12 protein-coding genes and 1 other annotated feature (1 of these 13 only partly in view) are annotated in these 11,711 nt (G+C 41.0%); of the genes, 11 read left to right on the forward strand and 1 reads right to left on the reverse strand.

The features are described 5' to 3' along the window. Positions 1 to 9 (forward strand) — a binding site (T-box leader) (it extends 201 nt beyond the left edge of the window). 49 nt (positions 10 to 58) lie between these two features. The 10 genes from alaS (at position 59) to greA (ending at position 9,399) form a co-directional block, all read left to right on the forward strand. Further along, the gene (alaS, locus tag RYX56_RS16375) at positions 59 to 2,698 is read left to right on the forward strand and encodes an alanine--tRNA ligase (protein ID WP_317123329.1); all 2,640 of its coding nucleotides are present in this window, start codon (positions 59 to 61) and stop codon (positions 2,696 to 2,698) included. 87 nt (positions 2,699 to 2,785) lie between these two features. Next, positions 2,786 to 3,058 (forward strand): IreB family regulatory phosphoprotein, encoded by a 273-nt coding sequence (locus RYX56_RS16380; protein WP_317123119.1) that lies wholly within the window; start codon positions 2,786 to 2,788, stop codon positions 3,056 to 3,058. Further along, complete coding sequence (ruvX, locus tag RYX56_RS16385; RefSeq protein ID WP_317123120.1) at positions 3,055 to 3,474, forward strand: Holliday junction resolvase RuvX; 420 nt, start codon at positions 3,055 to 3,057, stop codon at positions 3,472 to 3,474. Before RYX56_RS16380 ends, ruvX begins: the two co-directional genes overlap by 4 nt. A 24-nt stretch (positions 3,475 to 3,498) precedes the next feature. Next, positions 3,499 to 3,795, forward strand: a complete 297-nt coding sequence (locus tag RYX56_RS16390) for a DUF1292 domain-containing protein (RefSeq protein ID WP_317123121.1) — start codon at positions 3,499 to 3,501, stop codon at positions 3,793 to 3,795. A 258-nt stretch (positions 3,796 to 4,053) separates the two neighbouring features. Next, the gene (gene mltG, locus RYX56_RS16395; protein ID WP_317123122.1) at positions 4,054 to 5,220 is read left to right on the forward strand and encodes an endolytic transglycosylase MltG; all 1,167 of its coding nucleotides are present in this window, start codon (positions 4,054 to 4,056) and stop codon (positions 5,218 to 5,220) included. A 72-nt stretch (positions 5,221 to 5,292) separates the two neighbouring features. After that, complete coding sequence (locus tag RYX56_RS16400; RefSeq protein WP_317123123.1) at positions 5,293 to 5,931, forward strand: O-methyltransferase; 639 nt, start codon at positions 5,293 to 5,295, stop codon at positions 5,929 to 5,931. A gap of 22 nt (positions 5,932 to 5,953) precedes the next feature. After that, a complete protein-coding gene (locus RYX56_RS16405; protein WP_317123124.1) occupies positions 5,954 to 6,886 on the forward strand; it encodes a peptidase U32 family protein in 933 nt (310 codons plus the stop codon). A 14-nt stretch (positions 6,887 to 6,900) separates the two neighbouring features. Continuing rightward, a complete protein-coding gene (locus RYX56_RS16410) occupies positions 6,901 to 8,163 on the forward strand; it encodes a peptidase U32 family protein (protein WP_317123330.1) in 1,263 nt (420 codons plus the stop codon). Then, on the forward strand, positions 8,164 to 8,799 hold the full coding sequence (gene udk, locus RYX56_RS16415) for a uridine kinase (RefSeq protein WP_317123125.1): 636 nt from the start codon (positions 8,164 to 8,166) through the stop codon (positions 8,797 to 8,799). 123 nt (positions 8,800 to 8,922) lie between these two features. Beyond that, entirely contained in the window at positions 8,923 to 9,399 is a 477-nt protein-coding gene (greA, locus tag RYX56_RS16420; protein WP_047973541.1) for a transcription elongation factor GreA, read from the forward strand. Positions 9,400 to 9,499: 100 nt separating this feature from the next. On the opposite strand, the gene RYX56_RS16425 is transcribed toward greA, so the two are convergent. Continuing rightward, entirely contained in the window at positions 9,500 to 10,660 is a 1,161-nt protein-coding gene (locus tag RYX56_RS16425; RefSeq protein ID WP_439108505.1) for an acyl-CoA dehydrogenase family protein, read from the reverse strand. 268 nt (positions 10,661 to 10,928) lie between these two features. Here RYX56_RS16425 and RYX56_RS16430 point away from each other — a divergent pair, with 268 nt between their 5' ends. Next, positions 10,929 to 11,546, forward strand: a complete 618-nt coding sequence (locus RYX56_RS16430; protein WP_317123127.1) for a YrrS family protein — start codon at positions 10,929 to 10,931, stop codon at positions 11,544 to 11,546. The last annotated feature ends 165 nt before the right edge of the window (positions 11,547 to 11,711 follow it).

The following is an 11,711-nucleotide window of genomic DNA, read 5'->3' on the forward strand; positions in this document are numbered from 1 at the left end:
GTCCCTTCTTTTTGGGATGAGGGTTTTTTTGTATGTAAATAAAAAGGAGATGACGATGATGAAATCACTAACTTCAGCACAAGTACGCCAAATGTATCTTGATTTCTTTAAAGAAAAAGGACATGACATAGAGCCAAGTGCATCACTTGTTCCGCATGAGGATCCATCTTTGCTTTGGATTAACAGTGGAGTTGCAACACTTAAGAAATACTTCGATGGCCGTGTCATTCCTAGTAATCCTCGTATTACAAATGCTCAAAAATCGATTCGTACAAACGATATTGAAAACGTAGGAAAAACAGCTCGTCACCATACGTTCTTTGAAATGCTAGGAAACTTCTCAATCGGTGATTATTTTAAAGAAGAAGCAATCGAGTGGGGTTGGGAGTTTTTAACGAGTAAAAAATGGATTGGGTTTGATCCTGAAAAATTATCCGTAACTGTTCACCCTGAAGATAATGAAGCCTATGACTACTGGGCAGAGAAAATTGGCGTTCCAGAAGAGCGTATTATTCGTCTTGAGGGGAACTTCTGGGATATCGGAGAAGGCCCAAGTGGTCCTAATACCGAGATTTTCTATGACCGTGGACCATCTTATGGTAATGATGAAAACGATCCAGAGCTGTACCCAGGTGGAGAAAATGAACGCTACCTTGAAGTGTGGAACCTTGTGTTTTCACAGTTCAACCATAATCCAGACGGTACATACACGCCACTTCCTAAGAAAAACATCGATACAGGAATGGGTCTTGAGCGTATGGTATCTGTTATTCAAGATACGCCTACAAACTTTGAGACTGATCTATTTATGCCAATTATCCAAGCAACAGAGCAGTTAACACCAGTTAAATACAATGCAGACATAGAAACTGATGTCGCATTTAAAGTCATTGCTGACCATGTACGTACTGTCACATTTGCTGTTGGAGATGGAGCACTTCCATCAAATGAAGGTCGAGGCTATGTTCTTCGTCGCCTTCTTCGCCGTGCAGTACGTTATGCAAAGTTGATTCAAATTGATCGTCCATTCATGTATGAACTTGTTCCGGTTGTTGGCGAGATCATGGTTGATTTCTACCCAGAAGTAAAAGAAAAAGTAGACTTCATCCAAAAGGTAATGAAAACAGAGGAAGAGCGTTTCCATGAGACGTTAAACGAAGGCCTTGGCATCTTGGATAAGATCCTGACTGAAGCAAAAGCAAAAGGTGAAGACGTCATTTCTGGGCGTGATGTATTCCGTTTGTATGACACATATGGCTTCCCGGTTGATCTAACGGAAGAATATGTAGAAGAAAAGGGCTTGACGATTGATCGAGCTGGCTTTGAAGTAGAAATGGAACAACAACGTAACCGCGCTCGTGCAGCTCGTCAAGAATCAGGATCGATGCAAGTTCAAGATGAGCTATTAGGTGATATTAATGTGAGTAGCACATTCGTAGGCTATGATCAGCTATCAACGCAATGTACTGTGAGCGTATTAATCGCAAATAAAGAACGTGCAAACAGTGTACCTGCAGGTGAGACGGCTCAATTAATTTTAAGTGAGACACCTTTCTATGCAGAAAGCGGTGGACAAGTAGCCGATACAGGAACGATTGTCGGTGAGGGAGTAGTAGCACGCGTAACAGAAGTAACAAAAGCTCCTAATGGCCAGCATCTTCACAAGGTAACAGTTGAAGAGGGAGAGTTAACAGAAGGTGTGACGGTAACAAGTACAGTTGAGGAGACTGCTCGTATTGGGATTGTCAAAAACCATACAGCAACGCACCTATTGCACCAAGCACTTAAAGATGTCCTAGGAACACATGTGAACCAAGCTGGTTCTCTCGTATCAGAAGAACGTCTGCGTTTTGATTTCTCTCATTTTGGTCAAGTAACGAAAGAAGAGCTTACGAAAATTGAAGAAATCGTCAATGAGAAGGTTTGGAATGCGATTTCGGTAAACATTAGTGAGAAAATGCTTGCTGAAGCAAAAGAAATGGGTGCGATGGCGTTATTTGGAGAGAAGTACGGTGAGACGGTTCGTGTCGTACAAGTTGGAGACTACTCTCTTGAGCTTTGTGGTGGTTGTCATGTAGCCAATACAGCAGAAATCGGGCTATTCAAAGTCGTATCTGAATCTGGTATTGGAGCGGGGGTACGTCGTATCGAGGCGGTCACAGGCCAAGGTGCTTATGAATTTATGAACGATCAATTACGCTTACTTTCAAAAGCATCAGATCTAGTGAAAGTGAAAAATGTGAAAGATGTACCAACTCGTATCGAAGCACTTCAGCAACAAATTCGTGAACTGCAACGTGAAAATGAATCAATCTCTGCAAAATTGGGCAACATGGAAGCTGGAAACCTAATTGACGAGGCAGTAGAAGTAAATGGTGTTCGCGTTCTTGCAAAACAAGTCAATGCTAGTGATATGGACGGTCTCCGTGCAATTGTCGATAAACTAAAACAAGACCTTGATTCAGGTGTGATTGTTCTCGGTGCAGTGTCTGGTGAAAAAGTGAATCTAGTTGCTGGTGTGACAAAAGATTTAATTAGCCAAGGGCATCATGCTGGAAAACTTGTAAAAGAAGTCGCAACACGTTGTGGCGGCGGCGGTGGTGGTCGTCCTGATATGGCACAAGCAGGCGGTAAGAAGCCAGACCAGTTAGCAGATGCTCTAGCATATGTTCCTGAATTCGTTAAAACAATTTCCTAATTTGAACAATTTCGTGTACAATAGAAGAAGACAACCTTTTTGTATGCATGTAGTCAATAAAGGTAAAGAAAGAGAGAGGTGTTTGTGATGGGCTCTATGGACAAGACAATGCAATTTAACTTTCCTGATGATTCCGTTGACGTTAACGTCCAAGAGGTATTACTTTCGGTATATGAGGCACTTGAGGAAAAAGGGTACAACCCGATCAATCAAATTGTAGGCTATTTACTTTCTGGTGATCCGGCGTACATCCCTCGTCACAAGGATGCTCGTGCACTTATTAGAAAGCTTGAGCGTGATGAACTGATTGAACAGTTAGTGAAGTCTTATTTGTCACAGCACCGTAAGGAGAATGAATGAGAGCTTTAGGACTTGATGTAGGAACCAAAACAGTTGGAATTGCCCTTAGTGATGAATTAGGTTGGACAGCACAAGGTCTTGAAACACTTCGTCGCAACGAGGAAGACCCTGATGATGATATGCAAAAGATCGCTGCTATTGCCAAAGAACATAAAGTGGGTACAATTGTGATTGGTTTGCCAAAAAACATGAATGGCTCCATAGGACCAAGTGGTGAACGTTCGCAGGAATTTGCAGAATCGCTCAAAAAGCATTATGATTGTGAAATGGTGATGTGGGATGAGCGCTTGACAACGGTTGCTGCTGAGCGAATGCTTGTCAGTGCTGATGTGAGTCGTAAGAAACGTAAAAAAGTAATTGATAAAATGGCTGCTGTGATGATTCTTCAAGGGTATCTTGATCGAAAAAGCATGTAGCATGAATAGAAGAGGTGTAGACGTATGTCACAAGAAGAAAAAGAACGTATTGTAATTCCAGATGAGAATGGTGATGAGCATCTATTTGACGAGCTTTTCAAATTTACTGTTGATGAAACAGGTAAAAGCTATATCTTAGTCACTCCAGTTGGAGAAAACGAAGATGATAGTGATGAAGAGGAAGTTGAAGTATTTGCATTCCGTTATGAAGACCGTGAAGACGTTGATAATGATATCGCGTTGTACCCAGTTGAAACAGACGAAGAGTGGGAAATGGTTGAGGAAATGCTTAACACATTCTCTGGTGAAGAAGAAGAGTAAGTTTCGCATAAAGACAAGCCCTTTTGCTCAAGCTGAGCAGAAGGGCTTTTTGGAGGTTTTAGTACCGTTTTTTCAATCTGACGCAAAAGTGTCACATTTTTGTTTGCTATGCCTTATAGATAATGACTTCACCTATAACTTGGTGAAAATTCCCACCTATTTACTCACATGCAGGCGAGCTTTTTCCCCTCTTAAACAATTTGTTTACTGACAGACGCTTGAAATATAGTATAATGGGACGGTGGAAGGGGGAGAACAATGTCTGATTCCAACGAAAAACCACGAAATGATGTATATGAAGAACGGGTATCAGAGGCGAAAGTGGTTCGCAAAATCGTCTTATATAGTGTCATCGGCTTAGCTGTTATGACCTTAATAGCCATTATAAGTGGTTATTTTTATTTTAAAAATGCTCTAGGGCCAGTGGACTCTGGTGAAGGGGAAACCGTTGAAGTAACTATTCCAATGGGGTCTTCCTCCTCGCAAATTGGCCAAGTTCTTGAAGAGGAAGGTCTTATTAATAACGGAACGATCTTTCGCTATTATGTCCGTTATAAAAATGAATCAGGTTTCCAAGCGGGAAATCATACTCTCTCTACTTCAATGACGATCGATGAAATAATCGAAGAGTTAAAAAAAGATGGGAATCTACACGCAGAGCCTGAACTAGTGTTCACGATTCCAGAGGGCAGATGGTTAGAAGATGTCGCGACGATGATTGCCAATGAAACAGGGCATGAAGCGGACGATGTGATGGAAGTGTTGAATGATGAGGAGTATCTAGAAGAACTCATTGGTAAGTACACGATGCTGACAGAAGACATTTTACAAGAGGATATTCGTTATCCACTTGAAGGGTATTTATTTCCGGCTCGTTATGATTTTGAAGAGGAGCAGCCTGAAATTAAAACGGTAATCGAAATGATGTTAAGTCGTACTCAAGGAATTATTGAACAGAACGCATCTGCTATTGAAGAAAGTGGTTACTCAGTCCATGAGATTTTGACACTTGCTTCAATTATTGAACGAGAAGCGCAAACTTCAGAGGATCGTTATAAGATCTCAGGAGTCCTATATAATCGCCTCGATGACGAGATGAGGCTAGAAGTGGATCCTACTGTCGCTTATGCGATTGGTGAGCATAGATACATGACTTCGTTCAATGACCTTAACGTTGAATCTCCTTACAATACTTATCGAAATGTAGGAATTCCAATTGGACCAATTGCCAATCCAGGTGAGGATTCAATTAAAGCTGCACTCGCTCCAGAAGATACAAATTACTTGTTCTTCTATGCACGCTATAACGGTGAAGTCATTTACAATGAAACGTACGAAGCACATAATAGAACACACCAACAGTATCGTCAAGAGTGGGTAGACGCTGCACAAGACGAAGGTGAAGAAGAAACAGAGACAGAGTAGGACAAGCAGAGGGGGATGTGGCGTATGCACACTCCCTCTCTTTCTACGTGAACGAATGTGAGGTGTCAGGCAATGATTAAAGCCGAAGTAGAAGAATATTTAAAGTCACTCGTACCTACAAGAGAGCCACTTGTTTTGGAAATGGAGCATTATGCCAAAGAGCATAACGTGCCGATAATGGATTTAGTAGGGATGGAGAGCTTACTCCAACAACTGAAGCTGATTCAACCAGCTCGTATTTTAGAAGTTGGCGCAGCTATTGGGTACTCGGCGATTCGGATGGCACAAGCTCTACCGAGTACAACAATTGTGACAATCGAACGAGATGAACATCGATATCAGGAAGCATTGGATAATATTCGCAAAAATGAGTTAACAGACCGAATTCAGGTACGATTTGGAGATGCACTCGATTTAGCCGAAACACTTGAATCAGAGCCCCTTTTTGATGTATTATTTATTGATGCCGCAAAAGGGCAATATCAACGTTTTTTTGATTTATACGGAAAAATGGTTAAGCCAAATGGCGTCGTATTTTCAGATAATGTTTTATTTAGAGGTCTAGTGGCCGAAGATGAGATAGAGGAAAAAAGACTGAGATCGATTGCCAAGAAGCTACGCATATATAATGAGTGGTTAATGGAGCATCCGGAGTATGAAACGAGAATTTTACCTCTTGGTGATGGTCTTGCAGTAAGTATTAAGAAATGAAGTGGTAGGAAGGTGTGATCACATGAGTAATAAGCCAGAGTTGCTTGCTACACCAAAAGATGTAGCAGCTGCAGAGCGATTACTACATGCAGGAGCAGATGCGTTAATCATTGGCGAACAGCGATATGGTTTACGTCTTGCAGGTGAATTTACAAGAGCGGATGTTGAAGCTGTAACAGAGCTTGCACATGATGCGGGGAAGAAAGTATATGTGGCTATGAATGCTCTTCTACACAATGATACAGTAGGTGAGTTAGCTGACTACATTACCTTTTTAAAAGAAGCAAAAGTTGATGCGATTGTCTTCGGTGACCCAGCTGTTTTAATGACGGCTAGAGAAGTGGCACCAGAGATGAAACTACATTGGAATACAGAAACAACGGCAACCAACTGGTTCACAGCTAATTATTGGGGCCGTAAAGGAGCTAAACGTGCTGTACTTGCACGCGAGCTGAATATGGATTCGATCATCGAGATCAAGGAGAATGCAGAAGTAGAAATAGAGGTTCAAGTTCATGGGATGACCTGTATGTTCCAATCGAAACGTACATTAATTGGCAACTACATGACATTCCAAGGCAAAAACCTTGCTGTTGAGCGTACGGATCAATCGCGTAATATGGTTTTATTCGATGCAGAACGTGATGCGAAATACCCAATTTTTGAAGATGAAAATGGTACACATATTATGAGTCCAAATGACATCTCGATTATTGATGAACTTGAAGAAATGATTGATGCAGGAGTCGATAGCTTTAAGATTGACGGGATCCTAAAGTCAACGGAATACATGGAGAAGGTTGTAGCGATTTATCGCAAAGCAATCGATTTATGTGTGGATGACCGTGATGCCTATGATGATAAAAAAGATGAATTTGTCGAACAAGTTGAAGCAGTTCAACCAGATAATCGCAAATTAGATACAGGATTTTTCTTTAAAGAAACGGTTTATTAAGGAGGGAATACGTGATGCAGACGATTGCAGAACAAACAAAAGAAGGCAAACGCATTATTGTCAAAAAGCCTGAACTTCTTGCACCAGCTGGTAGCTTAGAGAAGTTAAAAGTCGCTGTACATTACGGTGCGGATGCGGTCTATATCGGCGGACGTGAATTTGGGTTACGCTCGAATGCAGACAACTTCTCGATTGAAGAAATGCGTGAAGGTGTTCAATTTGCAAGTAAATATGGAGCAAAAGTATATGTGACAACAAATATTTATGCTCATAACGAGAACATGGACGGACTTGAAGAGTATTTACGTGACTTGCAAGATGTCGGCGTAACTGGAATTATTGTTGCTGACCCGTTAATCATTGAAACATGTAAACGAGTCGCGCCTAAAGTAGAAGTTCACTTAAGTACTCAACAATCTCTATCAAACTGGCTAGCTGTGAAGTATTGGAAAGAAGAAGGTCTTCACCGTGTTGTATTAGCACGTGAGGTCAGTCTTGAGGAAATGCTTGAAATGAAGAAGAATGTTGATATTGAAATTGAAACATTCGTTCACGGTGCAATGTGTATCTCTTACTCTGGACGCTGTGTGTTAAGTAATCACATGACTGCTCGTGATTCAAACCGCGGTGGCTGTTGTCAGTCTTGCCGTTGGGAATACGATTTGTATGAGACAAATGAAAACGGCGAAAAAGCATTATTCAATCCAGATGATGCATCGTACACGATGAGTCCAAAAGATTTGAATCTTGTTCAAGCCATTCCAAAGCTTATTGAAGCAGGAATTGATAGCTTAAAGGTAGAAGGACGTATGAAGTCGATTCACTACGTGGCGACGGTAACGAGCGTTTATCGTAAAGTGATTGATGCTTATTGTGCAGACCCTGAAAACTTTGTAATTGATAAAGCTTGGATGGACGAGCTTGAAAAATGTGCAAATCGTGACTTTGCCCCACAATTCTTTGAAGGTAAGCCAACCTATGAAGAGCAAATGTATGGCATTCATCCAAAACGTACAAAGTTTGACTTTGCTGGCCTTGTGCTTGATTATGATGCAGAGACGAGGATGGTGACATTGCAACAACGTAACCATTTTAAGCCTGGTGATGAGATTGAATTCTTTGGTCCAGAAATTGAAAACTTTGTACAAACGGTAGGAACGATCTGGAATGAAGACGGAGAAGAGTTAGATGCAGCTAGACATCCACTTGAGACGATTCGTTTTAAAGTGGACCGTCCAGTATACCCTCAGAATATGATGCGTAAAGAGGTACGATAAATGGTGAAGAAACCGATAATTATTGGTGTAGCAGGCGGAACAGGTTCTGGGAAGACCACTGTAGCAAAAGAAATTTTTCAGCAATTTAATGAGCAATCAATTGTGTTAATTGAACAAGATGCTTACTACAAGGATCAAAGTCATCTCGAGTTCGAAAAGCGTCTGCAAACAAACTACGATCACCCTTTTGCATTTGATAACGATTTGTTGCTTGAACATTTGCAAATGCTCGCTCGAGGCGTCGGCGTGAATAAGCCAATCTATGATTACAAAATTCACACACGCTCTGAAGACGTGATCGTAATTGATCCAAAAGATGTTATCATTTTAGAAGGTATCTTAATTTTAGAAGATGAGCGTTTGCGTGATATGATGGACATTAAGCTATTTGTTGATACCGATGCTGATATTCGTATCATTCGTCGTTTAGTTCGTGATATACAAGAGCGTGGTCGTTCAATTGAATCCGTGATTGATCAATACACAACCGTGGTAAGACCAATGCATCTTCAATTCATTGAACCAACAAAGCGATATGCGGATGTGGTTATTCCTGAGGGTGGACAGAATCGTGTCGCAATTGATCTAATGGTGACAAAAATTCGCACAATTATTGAAGAAAAAGCCATTTTGTAATAGCATAAGGAAAGCGAGGTTTTTATACCTTGCTTCTTTTTCTACATATGTATAGAATTTCTTCTAGTAGATGGGAATACTATATACAACTGATATTGGATATATGACGAGGAGTGAAAGTCAATGGCAGAAGAAAAAAAGCATTATATGACCGAAGAGGGTAAGCGTAAATTAGAAGACGAATTAGAATTTCTAAAAACAGAGCGACGTAAAGAGGTCGTAGAACGTATAAAGATTGCACGTAGTTTTGGGGATTTATCGGAAAACTCCGAGTACGATTCTGCTAAAGAAGAGCAAGCATTCGTTGAAGGACGTATCATTCAGCTTGAGAAAATGATTCGTAATGCTGTTATGATTGAAGAAGAAGCTGGCTCATCTCATGTTGTATCACTAGGTAAGCGTGTAAAGTTTGTTGAACTTCCTGATGGTGACGAAGAAGAGTATACAATTGTAGGTAGTGCAGAGAGTGATCCGGCAGAAGGTAAAATCTCGAACGACTCACCAATGGCTCAAAGCATCCTAGGCCGCTCAGTTGGAGATAAAGTAACCGTACAAACACCAGCTGGCGATATGTCGATTGAAATTCTAGAAATTAACTAATGAGATTCATGAAAACCGTCACAGATGTGGCGGTTTTTTGTTGGAATAGAAAAGCCCTCTACTCATTACGAATAGAGGGCCCTAATTGGATAATTAGTAATTAGCGTTCAAATGCCTCTTTTGCAAGCTGTATGACGGTCATATCGTCCATTGGCGGGTTGTGAAGCCCTGCGCGTACGTCACGGTAATAACGCTGCAATGGATTGTCATGAAATAAACTATTGGCTCCGACTACACGCATGGCTTGATCGACCACTTCATTCGCCGTATTAACGACCATCATCTTAACCGCTGCTAACTCGGGTTTCATGAATGCGCGCTCTTCTATTGTCGCATCATCCCATTTTCTTGCGACCGAATGAAGAAAATACCTACTCTGCATTAACTTTGCTTCATTTTCACCAATACGTTGTTGCACATTTGGAAGTTCACTTATGGTTCCGTTAATACTATTTGGTGAATAAGTCTTAGCATAGTCAATCGCCGTTTGTTGAGCTGCCTGGGCAATGCCTAAATAGCAGGCAGGAATATGAAGTAACCAGCCCATTGCAGGCTTCGCACCACCAGTGAATCGTTCTAATAAATAACGAGCAGGGACACGTACATCTCTTAGAATCAAGTCATGACTTCCGGTTGCACGCATGCCAACTGTATTCCACGTCTCCTCAATCGTTACACCCTCAAGTTGACGAGGGATGAGAAAGTTTGCGATTCCATCGTCCTCATTATGAGAGGCCGTTACGATGAAATAATCAAGGACGGGTGCCATCGTCGTGAAGGTCTTCTTGCCATTTATGACCCAGTCGTTCCCATCCCGTGAAGCAGTTGTTTGTGGCTTACCACCACGGGTAGGACTACCGGTATCTGGTTCAGTGGCAGCAGCATTGATTAATTTGCCATCTCGCAACACTTCTTCAGCGATCTCTTTAAATAAATTCGGGTCCCATTTTCCTTGTTCTCCTAAATTTTTTATGATCCCCATATGCCAACCAATTGAGAGGGCTGTAGAACCATCACCTTGGGCTAATAGCTCTTGAAGACGTACGAACTCATATAACGATATATCAGCTCCACCGTAACGTTTTGGAACAGTTAGACTTGTGTAGCCGATTTGTTTTAGTTCTTCTATATTTTCAAAAGGAAAGCTTTGTTCTTGATCATGCTTAGCAGCTCGTTTATGAAATTGAGTGATGAGTGGTTGTAGATCTTTTTTTCGATCGTTTGATTGCTTTAATAATTGAGACACGGATATCCTCCTCATTCATTGAATCATACAAGTAGGATACGCAAAGTTAGATTAAAACGCAAAAGGAAGACCTTAAACCTTTCATTGATCTAAATTTTGATTCAGTCGTGAAAAAATATGTAGATTTTCGTTAAATTCCCAACGAAGATGCGACGTTTGCTACTATAGAGTAGGTAAAGCAAATAGGCGCAATAAATTTGTCCATTTTTATAAAAAAGGTAAGACTGATTAGCCTTTTTGTTTAAGATTTTGTATAATACTTTCATAGATTAAGAGAGAGGACGTGACTCGTGTGCAAGGAACACGTTTTGAACATCGAAAAAAGAAGCGCATGAATACGGTTTTAAACGTAGCTATAGGATTAGTTGTGGTCCTAATTATCGTGTTTGCTGCGCAAATATTCCTCGGCTCTTCTGATACAGAAGATGTAGCACTTGAAATAGATGAAGAATCAGAAGAAAGTGTAGAGATCGAAAGTGAATCTGAACCTGCACCAGAAACAGATGAAACGACTGAAGCACCTGAAGAAGCACCTGATGAGGATGCTTTAGAGGAAGATGAAGACGAAGAAGGTACAGAAGACGATGACTTAGAACCAGCAGAAGATGGTGAGTGGGAGCCAGTTGGTACAAATCAATCAGGTGACTTTTCACATGACTTTACAAGAGGTGGCACGAACTGGAATGAAATGGAGCGTGCACTTAGATATGCAACAGGTCTTGGAGAAGACATGATTACATGGCGTTTAGAAAATGGCGGTCCTACCTCTGTGATCGGAACAGTAAGTGCGCCTGATCAGCAAACGTCGCCATATCAAGTACGTCTTGAGTGGGTAGATGGACAAGGCTGGCAACCCGTATCAAAAGAACAATTATCAAACAATCCATACAGAAGAGGATAATTTGAGGAACCTGAGTCTACATTGACTCAGGTTTTTTGTTGTTAAAGACGTAATTAGACTGGTAAAACATCCCACTAAAAACTTTTAAGAAAGCTGTTTATCTTTTGGGAATCGAGGGAACATAATATCTAAGCACAGAGAGAGAAGAGAGGATGAAAAAGATGC

Origin of the sequence: Alkalihalophilus lindianensis (genome assembly GCF_032843265.1) — a bacterium.
Lineage (GTDB): Bacteria > Bacillota > Bacilli > Bacillales > Bacillaceae_D > Alkalihalophilus > Alkalihalophilus lindianensis.